Source organism: Methylobacterium sp. D54C, from assembly GCF_053345595.1.
In genome coordinates this window covers 1-17,142 of the sequence record NZ_JBKFAK010000031.1, presented here as the reverse complement: position 1 = coordinate 17,142, position 17,142 = coordinate 1, and the positions used below count along the sequence as shown (strand labels likewise).

At 66.7% G+C, this 17,142-nt stretch carries 13 protein-coding genes, 1 pseudogene and 2 riboswitches; of the genes and pseudogenes, 8 read left to right on the top strand and 6 right to left on the bottom strand.

Annotated elements, in window-relative coordinates; genetic code table 11:
• Positions 1-17 precede the first annotated feature (17 nt).
• Complete coding sequence (locus ACLBYB_RS29485) at positions 18-1,313, top strand: MBL fold metallo-hydrolase (RefSeq protein WP_447700917.1); 1,296 nt, start codon at positions 18-20, stop codon at positions 1,311-1,313.
• Between the two features lie 100 nt (positions 1,314-1,413).
• Here ACLBYB_RS29485 and ACLBYB_RS29480 read toward each other — a convergent pair whose 3' ends face one another.
• From ACLBYB_RS29480 to ACLBYB_RS29470, 3 genes are all read right to left on the bottom strand, one after another.
• Positions 1,414-2,169 carry a toll/interleukin-1 receptor domain-containing protein gene (locus tag ACLBYB_RS29480; protein WP_447700916.1) on the bottom strand — a complete coding sequence of 252 codons (756 nt, stop codon included), beginning with the start codon at positions 2,167-2,169 and terminating at the stop codon, positions 1,414-1,416.
• A 214-nt stretch (positions 2,170-2,383) separates the two neighbouring features.
• A complete protein-coding gene (locus ACLBYB_RS29475; RefSeq protein ID WP_447700915.1) occupies positions 2,384-3,673 on the bottom strand; it encodes a Y-family DNA polymerase in 1,290 nt (429 codons plus the stop codon).
• Entirely contained in the window at positions 3,670-4,098 is a 429-nt protein-coding gene (locus tag ACLBYB_RS29470) for a LexA family protein (RefSeq protein ID WP_447700914.1), read from the bottom strand. Before ACLBYB_RS29470 ends, ACLBYB_RS29475 begins: the two co-directional genes overlap by 4 nt.
• A gap of 176 nt (positions 4,099-4,274) precedes the next feature.
• Here ACLBYB_RS29470 and ACLBYB_RS29465 point away from each other — a divergent pair, with 176 nt between their 5' ends.
• The 3 genes from ACLBYB_RS29465 to ACLBYB_RS29455 all read left to right on the top strand — a co-directional run bounded on the left by ACLBYB_RS29465 (position 4,275) and on the right by ACLBYB_RS29455 (position 8,520).
• On the top strand, positions 4,275-4,742 hold the full coding sequence (locus ACLBYB_RS29465; protein WP_447700913.1) for a hypothetical protein: 468 nt from the start codon (positions 4,275-4,277) through the stop codon (positions 4,740-4,742).
• Between the two features lie 166 nt (positions 4,743-4,908).
• A riboswitch (cobalamin riboswitch) is annotated at positions 4,909-5,100 on the top strand.
• Between the two features lie 319 nt (positions 5,101-5,419).
• Positions 5,420-7,339, top strand: coding sequence for a TonB-dependent siderophore receptor (locus tag ACLBYB_RS29460; RefSeq protein ID WP_447700940.1), 1,920 nt, complete (start codon positions 5,420-5,422; stop codon positions 7,337-7,339).
• Entirely contained in the window at positions 7,339-8,520 is a 1,182-nt protein-coding gene (locus ACLBYB_RS29455; protein WP_447700912.1) for a DUF1624 domain-containing protein, read from the top strand. Before ACLBYB_RS29460 ends, ACLBYB_RS29455 begins: the two co-directional genes overlap by 1 nt.
• A gap of 511 nt (positions 8,521-9,031) precedes the next feature.
• Here the strand turns inward: ACLBYB_RS29455 and ACLBYB_RS29450 are convergent.
• The 3 genes from ACLBYB_RS29450 to ACLBYB_RS29440 form a co-directional block, all read right to left on the bottom strand.
• Positions 9,032-9,430: a hypothetical protein gene (locus ACLBYB_RS29450; RefSeq protein ID WP_447700911.1), complete on the bottom strand. Its 399-nt coding sequence runs from the start codon at positions 9,428-9,430 to the stop codon at positions 9,032-9,034.
• A gap of 312 nt (positions 9,431-9,742) precedes the next feature.
• Positions 9,743-10,237: a cupin domain-containing protein gene (locus tag ACLBYB_RS29445; RefSeq protein ID WP_447700910.1), complete on the bottom strand. Its 495-nt coding sequence runs from the start codon at positions 10,235-10,237 to the stop codon at positions 9,743-9,745.
• 399 nt (positions 10,238-10,636) lie between these two features.
• Positions 10,637-11,719, bottom strand: coding sequence for a catalase family protein (locus tag ACLBYB_RS29440; protein ID WP_447700909.1), 1,083 nt, complete (start codon positions 11,717-11,719; stop codon positions 10,637-10,639).
• A gap of 256 nt (positions 11,720-11,975) precedes the next feature.
• On the opposite strand from ACLBYB_RS29440, the gene ACLBYB_RS29435 reads away from it, so the two are divergent.
• The 4 genes and pseudogenes from ACLBYB_RS29435 to ACLBYB_RS29420 all read left to right on the top strand — a co-directional run.
• The gene (locus ACLBYB_RS29435; protein WP_447700939.1) at positions 11,976-13,040 is read left to right on the top strand and encodes a catalase family protein; all 1,065 of its coding nucleotides are present in this window, start codon (positions 11,976-11,978) and stop codon (positions 13,038-13,040) included.
• A gap of 296 nt (positions 13,041-13,336) precedes the next feature.
• Positions 13,337-13,545: riboswitch (cobalamin riboswitch) on the top strand.
• 119 nt (positions 13,546-13,664) lie between these two features.
• Positions 13,665-15,665 (top strand): TonB-dependent receptor plug domain-containing protein, encoded by a 2,001-nt coding sequence (locus ACLBYB_RS29430; protein ID WP_447700908.1) that lies wholly within the window; start codon positions 13,665-13,667, stop codon positions 15,663-15,665.
• Positions 15,666-15,672: 7 nt separating this feature from the next.
• Positions 15,673-16,506, top strand: coding sequence for an ABC transporter substrate-binding protein (locus ACLBYB_RS29425; protein ID WP_447700907.1), 834 nt, complete (start codon positions 15,673-15,675; stop codon positions 16,504-16,506).
• Positions 16,503-17,142 (top strand): annotated as a pseudogene (locus tag ACLBYB_RS29420) (iron chelate uptake ABC transporter family permease subunit); the annotation flags it as partial. The gene ACLBYB_RS29425 and the pseudogene ACLBYB_RS29420, both read left to right, overlap by 4 nt.

Genomic DNA, 17,142 nt, shown 5'->3' with positions numbered 1-17,142 from the left:
TGCACGAAAGGCCCGATATGCTGCTGGCCCTCCCTGTCAAAGGGGAGGCCTTTCTCTTTCGGCGCTCGGGCCGGGCCGTGTTGGTGGACGGCGGCTACAAAGGGGACAAGATCCCCGACAAACTCAAGCGGCACTTCAAGGACTTGGAACGCCTCGATGTCGTCCTGTGCACCCATGGTGACACCGACCACGCTGGGGGCCTACCCAATCTCCTGGATAAATGGGCGGGACGCGTCGGGCAGCTTTGGCTTCCGGGAAGGTGGGTCGATGTCATCCCTCAACTCGCGCGCGATCCCGCGGGATTTCTGGGAAAGCTGATCGGCGAGCTCGATGCCGCGTTGGAGAAGCCCGATGAGCAGCTTCTGCGCGGCATCCGCGACGCGGGTGAGGAGAGACCGCGAGATGGCCGGGACGACATCCAGTCCGAGCCGTTGGACCACGACGGATCACTCTTCGAAGGCTGGGCCGACGACCCTGATGACGACTTGGGTCCCGGGGAGCCTCCCCCGGAGCCCGGGTGGTTCGAAGAGCTTCGCGTCGCCAAGGAGCAATTGGCGAGTGACGCCGACGCTGCACGGGCGTTCGACGCGACGCGCAAAAGGGCGAGGCATCGGAAAGGGCGGGTGTCCGCGGCGCCGGGAACTTCGATTGTCAGCTACTGGCTAGGCCTGATCGAGACGGCCGAAGCCATTCGCGGCATCGCCATGGCTGCCATCCGACATGGGATCAGAACCCGCTGGTTCGATTTTGAGACGTTTGAGAGGACGCGCCGGGCGTCCGGCGGTGCGCGCCATTTCCTTGTCCCGATCAACGCCGTCGAGCAGGCACCGCCCCCATCCTCCCTCCGCCTCTACATGCAATTGACGCTGATCAACCGGCAGAGCCTCGCGTTCTTCGCGCCACTTGGATGGCAGCGACATGGTTTCCTTTTCTGTGGCGACTCACCCCTCGGCGACGGTCGAGGTTATGCCAACTCGTTCCTCCCGGCCCTCCCCATGCCGTTCCCGGTAGTCGTTGCGACCGCTCCGCACCACGGCTCGGAGTCTAACCGGGCCGCGTACGCTCACCTGAACGCTTGGGCTTGGGTTGGCGTAATCCTCCGCGCAGGCGGCAGCGTGGACCAACCCGGCCAGACGTTCCTGGACCAACAGGATTGCCTACGGCTCTGCACCAAGTGCCCCCGGGTCAAATACGCGCCGATGCTGTCCGGCGTCATTGCACCGAGGCCTTGGTGGATGTTGCACACGGTTGGGAGGATCTGCGACTGCAGTAATCCGACCAGCGGTGGAGCCGGCACTGGCGACAGCGTGTGATGCCTCAATTCGAAGGAACCGGTCTTGAACCACGCCGAGATCGTGCCGACCGTGTCCGAGCGGGAAGCCACCTCTTCGGCTTAGCGGCCTCGTCATCGCATCAGATCTTTCCCCGGCTGTTTCCAGGCTTGCGCGGGCCTTTCAGCACCGTCTGCCCGCCAGCCGTGCGAGCCCGCGGCTTTGGTCCAGACTTTATAGGCGGCTTCATCGGAGGCTTGGGGGCCGGCTTTGCCGGTGGCTTCGTTGTCGCGCGCTTCCGCGGCGCGGGCTTGGCGAGGGTCGTCGCCATGTCCTTGCGGACCGCCGCGACGACACGCCGGATGTCCTGGGCGACGTTGAGGAACGCATCGTCGGCGCTGCGCCAGCGGGTGACCTCGCGTCCGTCCTCGGGCAGCAGCTTGAACCCGGCGGCGGGGGTCGACTTCCAGTCGCACGGGCGGACGACCACGGCGACGACCCGCACGTGGCCCCGCGCGCGCCGGCCCATGGCGCGCTTGTACTCGATCTTCCAGCAGTAGTTGCTCGCAAGGTAATCGGGGCTGAGCAGGGCGACGAAGACATGGGCTTCGCGGAGGGCACGCGCGATCCCGGTGTCGAGCTTGTCGCCGGCGTTCAGGTCGCCGTCGAACCAGGTCGTGACGCCCTCGCGCTTCAGCGGGGCGAGAAGGGTTTCGAGCCTGGCCTGCGCGTCGGCGTCCCGGTGCGAGTAGGAAACGAAGATCCGGACCTCGGGCTTCTCCGGCTTGCCGCGCGGGGTCGCCGGCCGGGCCGCGGGTCGCGGTCCAGGCTTCGCCTTGGCCGCTGTCTGGGACGCAGTGCCGGCCTTCTCGGTACGCGTGCGGGCGCGGGCGCGCATGGAAGCCCCCGTCGGGTTGCCGGCCAAGTTCCGGATTCATGCGTCCCGAACCCGCTTTGTTCCCCATGATGGAGGGGATAACCCCGGACCCCTATCGGCGGCGCGGTAAGGACGCCGGTCGACTCGGCGAGTGCCGCGTAGCGCATAACGCTATCCGTGACGCGTTACGACGCGGCGTGCCTGGACGCCGGCGCCGTGACCACGATGGCCCGGCCTAGGCCGCCGCCACGGTCGGGAGTTCGTCGATCCGGGTGGTGTAGCGCGGCGAGCGCATGTCGAACTTGGTCGACCACTCCCGTTTTGGGGCGAACCCCGCGCTGCCCGGGACGACCGCCCCACGGCCGAACCGGCGATTGCAGGCGTCGAGGGCGCCCATCAGCGCCGCCCCGTATTCCCGGTCCATTTGCCCCAGCCCCGGGAAGGCCCGCTGCGAGGCCGCCAGGGGTACCAGGTCCGTGGTGACGACCCCGGCCTTGGAATAGCGGTAGCCGTCGCGCCAGGTCTTCCGGACCCCGTGCAGGCAGGCCTTCACGAGCACGAGGGTGTCGTTCGACGCCTCCGGCAGGGTCACCACCGACGAGACCGACCGCTGCGGCCGGTCCCGGTCGTGCTCGGATGTGTGGAAGAAGACCGTGACGTGGTCGGTCCCGAGGCCCCCGGCGCGCAGCTTCTCGCCCAGCCTGGCGGCGTGGGTGGCGACGGCCTGTTCCATGGTAGCGAGGTCCTCGACGCGGTCGGAGAAACTGCGGGTCACCGCGCAGCCCTTCCGGGTCGGTGCGACCTCCTCCAGGTCGAGGCAGGCCATGCCCCGCAATTCCATGACGAGCCGCTCCCCGACCACGGTCATGGCCTTGCGCACCGCCCGGGTGTCGAGGTCGCGCACGTCGGCGACGCTCTCGCAGCCCAGGGCCTCCAGCTTGCGGGCGTTGGCCGGTCCGACGCCCCAGATGTCCTCGGGCGGGATGCGGACCATCCAGTGCTCGTACTGGACCGGGTCTGTCAGGTCGCAAACCCCGCCGAGCTCCGGCACCTTCTTGGCGACGTGGTTGGCGAGCTTCGCCAGCGTCTTGGTCGGGCCGATCCCGACGCAGGTCGGGATGCCAGTCCAGGCTCGCACGGTCTCACGCATGTCCCGAGCGAGCGGCACTCGGTCCCGCTCCCGGACGTCGGACAGGTCGAGGAAGCTTTCGTCGATGGAGTAGATCTCGATGCGCGGAGAGAAGCCCCGGTAGACCGTGTTCACCCGGGCGGACATGTCGCCGTACAGAGCATAGTTCGACGAGTAGACTCGCACGCCCCGGGACCGGCACATGTCGCGGATCTTGAAGTACGGCTCTCCCATGCGGATGCCGAGGGCCTTGGCCTCGGCGGTGCGGGCGATGGCGCAGCCGTCGTTGTTGCTCAGCACGATCACGGGCACGCGGGCCAAGCGGGCGTCGAACACGCGCTCGCAGGAGCAATAGAACGAGTTGCCGTCGGAGAGGGCGTAGGCCCGGGCGCTCACTCGCTCCGGCGCCTCGGGTTGATCGAGCCGGAGACGACGCCCCAGACCTCCACCTCTGCTCCGGGAGAAAGCCGGAACTCCGGAAAACGGGGATTGGCGAAAGCCAGGTGCACCCGATGCCCCTGGCGGCGCCAGACCTTGAAGGAGCGCTCGCCGTCGATATCGACCACGACGATGTCGCCGTTTCGCGGCGTGAGCGAGCGGTCGACCACCGCGAGGTCTCCGTCGAAAAGGCGGGCCAGCACCATGCTGTCGCCCGCCACCCGCACCAGGAAGGTCGCCGGCCGGTTGGCGATGAGCAGACGCTGAAGGTCGATCTCGTCCTCGATGAAATCGTCCGCCGGGCTGGGGAAGCCCGCCCTGACTGGTCGAGCCAGGAGGGGCACCGGCATGGGCAGGCCAATGGTAATGCCGCTGGCTTGCATGTTTTTGCTCCGCGAATCTAACAGAACAAAATAGGAACATGCGGCGGCGGTTCCTCGCAAGCGGCCGAGCTTGCGACAATGAGCCGGTGTGGACGCCTGTGGATAAATGGAATTGGCGCTTGCCGAAGAGATACCGTCAGAGCCGCTTCGGTCTAGACCGCGCCGGAGGAACGCCATTGAGGATCACCGTTTACGCGCTTGCGGCCTTGCCCTTTTTGGTGACGCCGACGCTGGCGGCGGGGGATTTCCCGCTCGCCTCCTGCAAAGGCTGGAACGGCACGGTCGTCGAGCGCGACGGCATCGATACGGCGCGGGCCACGATGCGCGGCATCGTCACCAAGGCCGACCTGCAGGAGTATTGCGAACGCGACCCCGGCGGGGAAACCAAGCAGTTCGGTGGCAAGCTCACGACGGCTCAGTGTGTCGCGAATTACTTACGGAGCGAAGGCCGAGCCACGATGACCGCGGAGGCGAACTGCCGAACCGGCACGGTCGGCTACCGTTACAGCGATGGGCAGGTCAGGAAGGCCCGCTTCCCAGTCGGGGCTGACGCCGACACCTCGTGCGCGTCGGGCATGCCGCCCATGGTCGAGCAGTTCAAGATGCTTTGCCCCGCTGCAGCCAAGCGGCTGAAGGTCGAGTAGGCGAGCCTGTTGGCGCCGTCGCCGCGCGTTCCCGATCCCGCCCAGGGATAGCTTGAGGTGTCATCACTCCGCCGACGCAACTCAGGTCACCTCGACCTCACGCGTGCCCTTTCACAGGAGCCGGTCGAACGGCAGCAGCCGGTGCGTTGACTCACATTCTCGTGAAGCGTAGCTCAACCTTGACGGTTCCCTCCGGGGATCAAAAGGGAACGTGGTTGGGGCTATCCCCGAAGCCACGGCTGCCCCCGCAACTGTAAGCGGCGAGCCCTTCACCACCATGTCACTGGGTCACCCCGGGAAGACGGTGCGAGGGCGGCGACCCGCGAGCCAGGAGACCTGCCGTCAGCCGTGGTCACACGCGAAACGCGTCGGGCGGGGTGGTCCTGACGGGTGTCGAGACGGCCGTGCGCCAGCGCGGCTGGCGAGGCCTCGTTCGCGGTGACGTGCCACTGCCGTCCCGAGGTCCTAGGCCTGTGTACCGTTCGATTTCCAAAAGGCGGTTTCGCGCATGCGTCGCCACGCTCGCGCTTACCCTTCCGGGCGCATCTCCGACGCTGGCCCAGGGAGACCCTGCCGAGGCAGCGGCCGCTGTGGTTCTCGATCCGCTCTCGGTCGAGGGCAGCTACACCGCCGCACCGACCTACCAAGTCAAGGATCTCTACAGCGGGACGAAGACCGTGACGCCGCGGCTCTCGCTGCCCCAGCAGGTCGACGTCGTGCCCCAGGAGGTCCTGCGGGACACCGCCGCCACGCGCGTCGAGCGCGCCCTCGACTACGTTCCGGGAGTCGGCAAGCAGAACGATTTCGGCGCCCAGAACCTCGCGCTCTACTCGGTGCGCGGCTTCGCCACCCAGGATATCTTCTTCAACGGCTTCAACATTGCCCGGGGCTACAACGGCGCGCCGGACACCCAGAACGTGCAGTCCATCGAGGTGCTCAAGGGACCGAGCGGGGCACTCTATGGACGCAGCGACCCGGGCGGCACCATCAACATCCTGACCAAGCAGCCCGTGGCCTTGCCCTTCGTCGAAATGGGCACGCTGTTCGGGAGCTTCGGAACGGCACGCACCACCGTCGACGCCGGCGGGCCACTGAACGAGGAAGGCACCGTCCTCTACCGCTTCAACGGCGCGCTCGCGAGGCAGGACAGCTTCCGCGATTTCGTCGACGGCGACCGCGTCCTGGCTGCGCCCGTGGTGAGCTGGCTGATCAGCCCGGACACCAAGTTGACCGTCGAGGCGCAGTACCTGCGCAACCGCCAGACCTTCGACCGCGGGACGGTGGCGGTGAACAACCGCCTTGGCCTCGTACCGCGCTCCCGCTTCTTCGGTGAGCCGGGCGACGACTCCGTGTCAGAAGCCGGGATCCTGCAGATCCGCCTCGATCACGCCTTCAATGCCGACTGGCAGCTCAGGGTCGCCGGCCACTTCAACACCGGCAGCCTGACCGGCCTGCAGACCGGCGCGACCGGCCTTCTCGACGACGGGCGCACCCTGCTGCGCGAGTTCCGCCGGCACGACTTCACGTGGGGCGTGGCCATCGGTCAGGCCGAGCTCGTGGGGCACTTCGACACCGGGCCGTTCGCCCACACCGTGCTGCTCGGCCTTGAGCACGAGCGCTACAACAGCACCGAGAACCTGCTGCGCTCGACGCCGCGGCTCGACCCCTTCGCCATCGACCTGTTCAACCCGGTCTACGGCCAGCCCAAGCCGCCCTTTACGCGGCGCTACAGCGCGAGCGAGAACGTCGGGAACACCGCCGTCTACGTGCAGGACCAGATCGCGCTGAGCCCCGAGTGGAGGCTGCTCCTCGGCAACCGAACCGACTTCTACAACCAGACCTTCCGCGACAAGGTTGGCAACGAGCGCACGGAGCAGGACCGGACCGGCTTCTCACCGCGTGCGGGTCTCGTCTACCAGCCGCTGTCCTTCCTCTCGTTCTACAGCAACGTGGCGGCCTCGTTCCGGCCTAACACCGGCTTCGACATTGCGACACGACCCTTCGCCCCCGAGACCGGCTTCGGCTACGAGGCAGGCGTCAAGCTCGACCTCTTCACCGGGTTGAGCGTGACCGGCGCGGCCTTCCACATCGAGAAGGAGAACGTCCTCACGACCGACCCGAGGGACTTCTTCTTCCAGATCGCCGCCGGGGCGGTGCGGAGCCAGGGCTTCGACCTAAGCTTCGTCGGACAGGTGACGCCCGAGTTCCGGGTGATCGGCGGTTACGCCTTCATCGACGCAGCGGTGACCCGCGACGAGGTCCTGCGGGTCGGCTCGCCGCTCCTCAACATCCCGCGCCACTCCGGCAGCCTGCTCGGCGTCTATGAGGTCCAGGCCGGCGACTGGAAGGGCTTCGGCTTCGGCGGCGGCGTCCGGGCCGTCGGCTCGCGTCTCGGGGACAGCGGCAACGAGCGGTTCCGGCTCCCGGGTTACGTGCTGACCGACGCCCTGGCCTACTACCGCTACGAGAACCTGCGCTTCGGGCTCAACGTCGATAACATCTTCGACGAGACCTACTACGAACGCTCCTACAACGCCTTCTGGGTCGGCGTCGGCGAGCCCCGGCGGGTGACCGTCAGCATGACGGCGCGCTTCTGATGAGCGTGCATCCGAGAACGCTGGAAGAGTCGACAGAGAAATCGGCCCTGACCGGACGCATCGTCTCAATCGATGCCCTGCGCGGGCTGGTAATGGTGCTGATGCTCCTCGACCACCTGCGTGAAACCTGGTTCCTGCACGTGCCGGTCGCCGACCCAATGGATGCCAGGACCGCCCTGCCGGGCCTGTATCTCGCGCGCCTCGCGGTCAGCCTGTGCGCGCCGATCTTCATCGCGCTGACGGGGGTGGCAGCGTACCTGTTCAGCACCCGGCACACCCTGGCGGAGACGCGCGCCTACCTCGTGAAGCGCGGCCTCGTGCTGATGGCTCTGGAGGTCTTCTACCTCTCGGAGCTGTACTGGGGCGTCGCCAGCCCGACGCTTTGGCTTCAGGTGATCTGGTGCATCGGCGTGTGCATGATCGTCCTGGCGGCGATGATCGGCCTGCCGCGCTCGGCGTTATTCGCGGTCGGGACGCTGATCGTTTGCGGGCACAATCTCCTCGACCCGATCCAACTCCGGCCCGATGACCCCTTCTTCGCCGCCTGGGCCATGCTGCACCAGCGCGACGTCATCGCGCTCCCATTCGGTCTGGTGGCCAAGACGACCTACCCGGTGCTTCCCTGGATCGGGGTCATCGCGCTCGGCTACGCCATCGGTCCGTGGTTCCTGCCCGGCGTCGCCACAGGTACGCGCGAGCGCCGTTTCGCTACAGTCGGCATCACAATGCTGGTCGGCTTCGCGTTGCTGCGTCTGGTGAACGGCTACGGCGACAGGCCCTGGTTCGTCGTCGACGAGAGCGCCATGCGGACCGCGATGAGCTTCTTCGCGCTGACGAAGTATCCGCCCTCGCTGCTGTTCCTGTTGCTGACGCTCGGGATCGGGGCGCTATTGCTCGTCGCGCTGGAACGCATTGGCGACCGCCTGGTCGTCGCGGCGCTGGCGGTGTTCGGCGGGGCGCCGCTCTTTTTCTACGTGGTTCACCTGACGGTTCTGCGGCTACTTTACCATGGCGCGTTCGCGATTTGGGGCGCGACCCAGGGCACCGTGTTCGGCGTCGACAACTACGTGTGGATCGTGGTCTGGTATGCGGCGCTGATCCCGCCCCTGTACTTCCCGACGGCCTGGTTCTCGCGCCTCAAGGCGTCGCGACGCGACATCGCTTGGCTCAAGTACCTTTAGGGTCGAACCCATCGTCTTGGCTATGCGACGGTCTGCTTGCGACCCGGTCCAGCCGTGCAGAACGCGACTCGCACTTCCCGAAAGCAGCCATTCCTCGGCCGTCCGGCTACTTTGGTTCGGGGTGGTTAGCGGAACTCGGCGTTAGGGCCTCCAGTGGCACTAGTGAACTTATGAGCTACACGGTCAAGTTGGCGGTCTTCCCACCCTGGACAGCGCCTGTTCCTTACGAGACCCTCACCGAAGTGTTCGCCACAGCGGCGGGAGCCGCTGAGGCAGGTGCCCGCGCACTTGAGCCTATCACTGAACGCGAACTCGCTGATCTGGCCTCCGGCCTAGCGCCGAGATCGCAGCGCAGGGGAGAGGGGTGGGTCACAGCCATCGAGGTGCCCGAAGGGTCGGTCCACGGATACCTGATCCATGACGAGACGGGCGTCGAAGTGTCCAACTGGACTACACTGGATTTCGCCCTGGAGCGCTCTGCAAAGGGCTGATTAGGGTGTGAACAGGCCCCTCACTGGTCCGTCCGGACATCCGTAAAAGTCTCCCGGATGCGAACCAGAATGCCAACGTCGTCCGTCTCGACCTCGCACCAAGAACTGTCGATAGCCCGGAGTATCACCCAAGGCGTGCCTTCTCCGTCGTAGGCAGAGAACTCGCCCCAGATGACCTGTTCAACCTGATCGAAAATCTGCCTCAACACTACACCTGAAACACGCTTCAGAGATCGGCAGAGCGCCTCAAGATGGGTTGCTCCTTCGCCCGTAGCGAAGAGGGGTTCGTTGAAGCGGGCAACCCCGGCAACCTGCCATGAAGCCCGGATCGCACGCTCGCCGAGCATCGGCAGCACGAGGCGAGGATCGACTACAGCGGCGTGCTGCGGCTCAAGGTCATGGATTTGTAAGGTCGGCATCGTCCAGCCCCCCCGCGTGGGGCCATCCTGGCATGGTGCTGAGCGTCTGCAATGAGTCGTGAGCGGGCACGAAGCCAACGTCCGCTTCCATGCATTGCCGCCCCGAAGCGGACAGGCGGTAATCCACCCTGAGTAGACGGTCTCAGGCCGGCGCAGATGGACGGGAGGATAGAGCACGGATCTGCAGTCTACTCCGACTCCTCGACGCGGCCGAATAGCAGCGCCTCCTCAACACGACAGAGGGGCCATTGCGGGCGCAGTGTCCGTCGTAGCGGGCATCTCGGATGAGGCGTTTGGTACGAGGGACCAGATCTACTGAACCGACTTGCTCGGGTCGTCGGCGGGGTTGATGTAGTTCAGACCGAAGGGTCCAGAGCCATTCACCTGAAGCTCTACCGGCTGCTTAGTGGTCCAAAGCGAATGCGGCATGTCCTTGGGCAGAAACACGAAACCGCCCGTGCGCAGCTCTTTGCCTCTCGCCTTGTCGATGGTCGTGCCGTGCTCGTGATAGATCGAGCCCGAGAGGATCGTCAGCGTCTCGACTTCGGAATGAGTATGGGGCGCGATGACCGTATTGGCGGGAAACTTCACCCGCAGGACAAAGGGGCCGGGCTTGCTCGGATCGCCTGAGACCATGCTGATCTGCGTGCCCTTCGGTAGGTTCGGCGGACCCGGTTGGTAGGTCGCGCTCGCGGCATCCGGCAGCGTAACCGCGCCGTGCGTCCCATGGTCCTGCGCGAGGCCCGCGCCCGTGCTGACGATCAAGGCCGCGAGACCGGTGGCGATGGTCCGAAGGCGTTTGGTCATGGATCGTCCCCCCGCCCGTTCGCGACAGGCTCGACGACCAGTTAGCGCACAATCGAGTCTCGGCTACCCTGGCGGTGTTGAGGGCCATCGTCTCGCTCACCCGCAATGCGCGCAAAGGACGCGTCGGCTAGATCGTTGATCAAGCCTTCGGTGAAATACTTCCTGTAAGACTGGCCTCCAGTTGTCAGTAGTCGCATGTTGTGCGGCCGTTGCTTGTGAATATGCTGTAAAGTACAGGTAATTTCGGCAAAAGGCGCCATCCGAAGGCGCAAGCCACGTAGCTGGTCCCGCCTCCGCCGTGCCGAGGCCGAAGCCCCTCCTGAAATCGTCGAGGCTTTCAGCGTCCCTTATGTTGACGGGACTGCTGTCGGTCCATCCGAGACGCTGAAGGAGTCCGTTTCAGGCCGGGATGCTCTCCGGCGATGCGGTGTTCTCGGCGGTCACGCCGTTCTCCCGGTGGCGGAAATCGCTCAGCGCCTGGTAGACCTGAAGCCGCGCCCGCATCACCGAACCCAGCGGCTGGTGCGCCGCCAGGCTGTGCGCGGGACGGAAGGTCATCACCTCGTCGAAGTAGCGGACCCGCTCGGGAGAATAGGCGTCCTGCCGGGGCAGGCGGATCATCGCCACCGTGCGGTACAGGCTGACCGCGACCGGCCAGTCGACCGAGGCATCCTCGATGGGCTGGCGCTCGGCGTCGGCCCAGAGCTGCGCCTTCAGGTCGTAGACCACCTCGTTGTCGCGGAAGAACGCCGCCGCCGCGTGGCGGAAGCCATCCTCGTCCCCGTGCGGATCAAGCCGCCATTCGGCGAGGTCCCGTTGGGCAGGCGAAGCCGGGACCGCCCCGAGCTTGGCGACGTAGTCGCCGAAGCGCATCGGCGCTTGGCTGAAGTAGCTGTCGGCGAGCGGATGGCTGTAGGGATGGCCGAGGAAATCGGCCAAGGCGCTCTCGGTGCCGAACGCGTGCAGCACTCGGTTGAGGTTGCGGGCCGTGGCCGCGACGGCACTCTTCACGCCCTCTGGCAAGCCAGTCGATTTCCCGATGACCGTGCCGTCGCGCAGGAAGCCCGCCGCGGTGCCCGACGGGAAGGTCGTGCCGGTGGCGAGTACGAAGTCCTGAGTATCGACGTCGTGCCCGGGAAGCTTCTCGCCCGGCACCCCGAAGACCTTGATCGACATGCCGCGGTGGGTCGATACCCGGTCGCCCAGGATCTCCCCAGGCCCTTGCGCGAAGCGCACCGCCACCTTGTGCGTACCCGGCCTGGCAAACAGGCCTTGCGCGAGTTCCGGGGGCAAGTTCTCCGGAACGACCAACTCCCCGACGACGCAGGCTGAGCTCTTGGCGTGGCTCGCGCGCACCGCGCGGTGCTCGCGCTTCTCCACGACCTGCGACTGCTGGGTCATCCCCTGGATGATGCCGTCGATGGACTTCTGCTCGTCCGGGGCGGGCGTCTCGATGTCGGGGGCGTAGCGAAGGAATGTCATCGGCGTATCCTCGACGTGTCGTCCGCCTGCGGGGTGATTGCACGAAGGCTAGGATCGGGACGCGGGGTCCGAAGGCTGCCGGATCATGGCCACGCCTTGGCAGAGAGAAAGACCGCATTGGAGACAAGCCGCGCCGGCCCCCTGCCGTTCCCCACCTTAGTTCATGGGCGATTGAATGCCGCACAACCCGGAACGTCGCCGGGTGAGCGGGCGTTCGGTCCTGGCCGTCAGCGGGAGACAGACCTTGCGATCACCGGTGCGATACACTCCCGACGTCGAGGCGGTGCTGCCGGACGAAGGGCATACCATCGAGCAGCTCAACCAGACCTTCGATAAGATCCTGAACCGGGTCGCGGAGCATTCGGGCCATGCCGTGCGCTCGGTCCACGCGAAGTCGCATGGCATCCTCGAAGGGGCTCTGACGATCGATGCGGGCCTGCCCCCCGAGCTGGCCCAGGGCCTGTTCGCCACTCCCGGCCAGCATAAGGTCTACATGCGGTTGTCGACCAACGCCGGCGACATCCTTCCCGATGCGGTCTCCCTGCCCCGAGGCCTCGCCCTCAAAGTGCTGGACGTCGACGGCGAGCGCCTGCCGGATGCGGAGGGGACGACCCAGAACTTCATCATGGTCAACGGCAAGGTGTTCCAGGCACCGAACGCCGAGAAGTTTCTGGGCAGCCTCAAGCTGCTGGCCGGCACCACGGACCGCGCCGAGGGGCTGAAGGTCGCCGCCTCCACGGTCCTGCGCGGGGTCAACAAGGCCCTGCATGCGGTGGGCATCGACAGCCCCACCATCGGCTCTCTCGGTGGCGCGCCCAATGTCGATCCGCTCGGCGAGACCTACTACAGCCTGACCCCGTTCCGGTATGGCGCCTACATCGCCAAGTTCTCGCTGGCCCCCGTCGCGCCAGCTCTGACCGCCCTGACCGGCACCGAGATCGATGCCTCCGGCCGCCCGAACGCCATCCGCGAAACCGTACAGTCTGAGATGATCGGCATCGCCGGCGAGTGGGAATTCCGCGTGCAGCTCTGTCGCGACCTTGAGCGCCAGCCGGTCGAGGACCCGACGGTGGAGTGGAAGGAGGACGAGGCACCGTTCCAGCGGGTCGGGATTGTCCAGGTTCAGCCGCAGGACAGTTGGGACCCTGCACGGGTCCAGGCAGTGGACGAGGAGATGCGGTTCAGCGTGTGGACAGGCCTCGCAGCGCACCGACCTCTTGGCAACATCAACCGCGCCCGCAACGCCCCCTATCGGCATTCGGCCGAGTTCCGTGAGCGGTTCAACCGCTGCCCGCTCCACGAGCCGAGTGCGGTGCGCTGAAGAGACATCCTGAAGTTGCAGATGCTGCAGATCTCAGATCGAGCACAACGGCGATGTCTGCTTCACCGCTAATCCGCTCAAAACCAGACAGGCAGAAACCCACCCTGAGCCGACATGCACGTGTGTACGAGTAGTAGCCGCGCCTGGCGTCGCGCTGAAGGCGGCCTCGACGGGATCGGGCTCTTAGGCGCCCCGCGGCCACTTACGCATGAGGTATCGAAGAAGCGACTGCCTCCCCTCGAACGCCACACATCTGAACAAGGTGTTTCCCTGCGTTGACGGATGGACGCATCGCAGCCTAGCTTGAGTGTGACGGTTCCCCTCGGGGATCAAAAGGGAACGCGGTGAGGTCACGCCCGTGAGGGCTCGGCCGATGCCGCGGCTGCCCCCGCAACTGTAAGCGGCGAGTCCTTCATCACGACGTCACTGGGCGGCCTCGCCCGGGAAGACGATGAGAGGGCGACGACCCGCGAGCCAGGAGACCTGCCGTCAGCCGTGGTCACACGCGGAGCTTGCCGGGCGGGGTGTCCTGGGAGGTGTCGCGGCGCCGTGGTTCCCTTGAGGACGCGGCCGCCGAGGCCTCGTTCGCGGTGACGTGCCACAGCCGTCACCCGAGGCCGTCCCTTGTCCTGCTTCCTCTCTCCCGCGCTCAGGCGTGCGCTCGTTTCGTCCTGCATCGGCAGCGCGGTTCTTTCTGCCTCGCCGGTCCTGGCCCAGCAGGTGGCCGCTCCCTTCGCCGATGCCCCCCGGCAAGCGGCTGCGGCCGAGGCCGCGGTCAGCCTCGCCGAGATCTCGGTCTCGGCCACCGGATTGCCGACGCCCATCGCCGCCACAGGTTCGAGCGTCACGGTCCTGACCGACCGCGTGCTCGAAGACCAGCAACGGCGCACCGTGCCGGACGCCCTGCAACAGGTGCCCGGCCTCAACGTGGTGCAGACGGGCGGCCCCGGCGGGCAGACCTCGGTGTTCATCCGCGGCGCGAACTCGAACCAGACCAAGGTCCTGATCGACGGCATCGACGCCACGGACCCCTCAAACCCGAACGGCTCGTTCGACTTCGGTCAGTTGTTGACCGACGACCTATCCCGCATCGAGGTCCTGCGCGGGCCGCAGAGCGGCCTGTACGGCAGCGACGCCATCGGCGGCGTGATCTCCTTCACGACCAAGCGGGGCGAGGGGCCGACGCGCGTGACCCTGCGGACCGAGGGCGGATCGTTCGGTACCTTCAACCAGTTCGGCCGCATCAGCGGGGCGCAGGACGGCTTCGACTACTCGGTGTCGATCCAGCACTTCCGAGCGGCCGCGACGCCGGTCACGCCGCGCGACCTCGTGCCCTTCGGCCGCCCGATCCACCCAAACTACTACGACAACGAGACGGTCTCGGCGAAGCTCGGCTACCAGTTCACCGACACGTTCCGGGTCAACTCGACCACGCGGTTCATCAATTCGCGCCTGCTGTTCACCGGCACGGACTTCAGCACCTTCCCGGCCTTTCCGTCCGCGGTCCGCAGCGCCGCCGACGTGCAGCAGCTCTACACCCGCAACGAGGCCGAATGGACGCCCATTGTCGGCTTTCACAACATCTTCGCGATCAACTACTCGAACCTGTTCAATCGCCAGCAGCAGAACGAGTACGACCCGTTCGCCATCCAGCCGACGACCGGCCTCGGCGAGCGCCTGCGCTACGAGTATCGTGGCGACTACCTTCTCTCGCCCGGCAACCTCGTCCTGTTCGGAGCGCAGCGAGACGAGGAGAGCCTGCTGACGATTGATCCGAACGCATTCGGTGCCGGCACCCTCAGGGCACGCAACGGCAACACAGCCGGCTACGGCGAGGTGCAACTGACGCCCTTCGACCGCGCCGCCCTCGTGGTCAACATCCGCCACGACGAGAACGACCAGTTCGGCCCCGCCACCACGTTTCGCGTCGCGCCGAGCTACATCCTGCCCGGCACCGAGACGCGCCTGAAGGGCAGTGTCGGCACCGGCTTCAAGGCACCGACCCTCAGCCAGCTCTACCAGAACTTCCCAGCGTCCAACTTCTTCGGCAACCCGAACCTCAAGCCGGAGGAGAGCTTCGGGTTCGACGGCGGTTTGGAACAGCCGCTCGGCGAGCGCGTGCTCATCGGCGCGACCTACTACCAGAACGACTTCAGGAACCTGATCAACACCAACGCGACCTTCACGTCGAACGTCAACGTCGGACGGGCGACGACCTACGGGGCGGAAGCCTTCGTCTCGGTCCGGTTCACGGACACGCTGTCGGGCCGGATCGACTACACCAACACGGTCTCGAAGGATGAGATCGCCAACCAGGAGCTGCTTCGCCGGCCCCGGCATAAGGGCAGCGCGAACGTCTTCTGGAACCCTCTGCCGGGCCTGACCATCACCGGGACCCTGATCGTGCTCGGACCGTTCGTCGACGGCAACCGGGACTTCTCAGTGCCGCGGCTAAAGAACCCCGGCTTCACGGTCGTGAACCTGTCGGCCAACTACGACATCAACGAGAACGTCGGCCTGTTCGTCCGGGTCGATAACCTGTTCGACCGCCGCTACGAGAACCCGACCGGCTATCTCGGCCCGGGCCTCGCCGCCTACGGCGGCGTGCGCCTCACGGCCTTCTGAGATGGTGATGACGTCACGCCTCGCGCTCGCTCTCGTGGCCATCCTGTCCGCCGTGCCTTTGGTCGCGGCGGCGGCACCCGTGCGTGTGGTCTCGATGAACCTCTGCGCCGACGAACTCGTCCTCCGGCTGGCCGACCGCGATCAAGTGCTGTCGGTCACCTACCTTGCCCGTGACCCGCGGGGCTCGACCGTCGCGGCCGAAGCGGTCGGGCTGCCGGTGACGCGGGGTCTCACCGAGGAGGTCGTGGCCCTGAAGCCCGACCTTGTGATCGCCGGAGCCTTCACGACGCGCACGACGGTGGGCATGCTCAAGCGCGTCGGCGCCCCCGTGCTCGAACTCGGCGTGCCGGCTGACCTCGATGGCGTCCGCGCCCAGATCCGCGAGGTCGCGGCGGCGCTCGGCCATGCCGAACGGGGCGAGGCGATGGTCGCGGCGCTCAATGCGCGTCTCGCCGCCATCTTGCCGGCCAGGCAGCCCCTTCGCGTCCTCGTGATGCGTCCGAACGCCTTCACGGTCGCGCCTGGTGGGCTTGGGGACGCGCTGATCCGCGCCGCCGGCCTCGTCAACGTCTCGGCCGAGATCGGGCGTGACCGCTTCGGGCAGGTGCCCCTCGAAGCCGCAGCGCTGGCGAACCCGGACCTCATCGTGGTCGATGAAGGCGCGCCCGGTTCGCCCTCGCTCGCCGACACGCTGCTGCATCATCCCGTCTTCCAAGCGCTCGCGCGAGCGCACCGGACGGTCGACATCCCGAACCGCCTTTGGACCTGTCCGGGGCCACAGGTCGCGGAGGTCGTGGCGCAGCTCGCCGAGGCTGCGAACGAACGGGCACTCCGGCCATGAATGCGCCGGTCACCTCGCTCCATCCAACGGCCTCCCGTCGCCTCGGCACGCCGCGCGCCCGGCGAACCGTCATCGCCGTGCTCGGGCTGACCACGCTCGCGCTGACGCTCGCCTCCATCGCCATCGGCTACGCGCCCTTCGACGTGCCTGCCGCCTTCGCAGACCTCGTCGCCGGTCGCACGACGCTGCCGGCCTTGGTCCTGTGGGAGCTTCGCATTCCGCGCGCCTTGCTTGGGGCCCTGGTCGGCTTCAGCCTCGGCCTGACCGGCGCCGCGATGCAGGGCTACCTGCGCAACCCGCTCGCGGACCCCGGCATCCTCGGCATCTCGTCCGCCGCGGCGCTGGGCGCTGTCATCGTCTTCTACGGCGGTTTCGCCGCCACCATGAGCCTTGCCCTGCCGCTCGGCGGCATCGCCGGCGCCGGCGTCGCAGCGCTCCTCCTGAACGCGCTCGCCGCCCGCGGCAGCAGCACCCTCGGGTTGATCCTTGCAGGAGTCGGGCTGTCGAGCCTAGGGTGTGAACCGAACCAATCCGTTGCAGGGTCTGTCGTTTTATGATTCCAGGCGGCCGTTTTCTGGCCTGGAGGCGGTGATGGCGGACCTGTTCTGGCTCTCGGATGAGCAATGGGCGGTGATC

Excerpts from the sequence above, each read along its gene's own strand:
- ACLBYB_RS29485 (WP_447700917.1), top strand. The coding sequence starts at position 18 with ATGCTGCTGGCCCTCCCTGTCAAAGGGGAGGCCTTTCTCTTTCGGCGC.
- ACLBYB_RS29480 (WP_447700916.1), bottom strand. The coding sequence starts at position 2,169 with ATGCGCGCCCGCGCCCGCACGCGTACCGAGAAGGCCGGCACTGCGTCC.
- ACLBYB_RS29470 (WP_447700914.1), bottom strand. The coding sequence starts at position 4,098 with ATGCAAGCCAGCGGCATTACCATTGGCCTGCCCATGCCGGTGCCCCTC.
- ACLBYB_RS29455 (WP_447700912.1), top strand. The coding sequence starts at position 7,339 with ATGAGCGTGCATCCGAGAACGCTGGAAGAGTCGACAGAGAAATCGGCC.
- ACLBYB_RS29450 (WP_447700911.1), bottom strand. The coding sequence starts at position 9,430 with ATGCCGACCTTACAAATCCATGACCTTGAGCCGCAGCACGCCGCTGTA.
- ACLBYB_RS29445 (WP_447700910.1), bottom strand. The coding sequence starts at position 10,237 with ATGACCAAACGCCTTCGGACCATCGCCACCGGTCTCGCGGCCTTGATC.
- ACLBYB_RS29440 (WP_447700909.1), bottom strand. The coding sequence starts at position 11,719 with ATGACATTCCTTCGCTACGCCCCCGACATCGAGACGCCCGCCCCGGAC.
- ACLBYB_RS29425 (WP_447700907.1), top strand. The coding sequence starts at position 15,673 with ATGACGTCACGCCTCGCGCTCGCTCTCGTGGCCATCCTGTCCGCCGTG.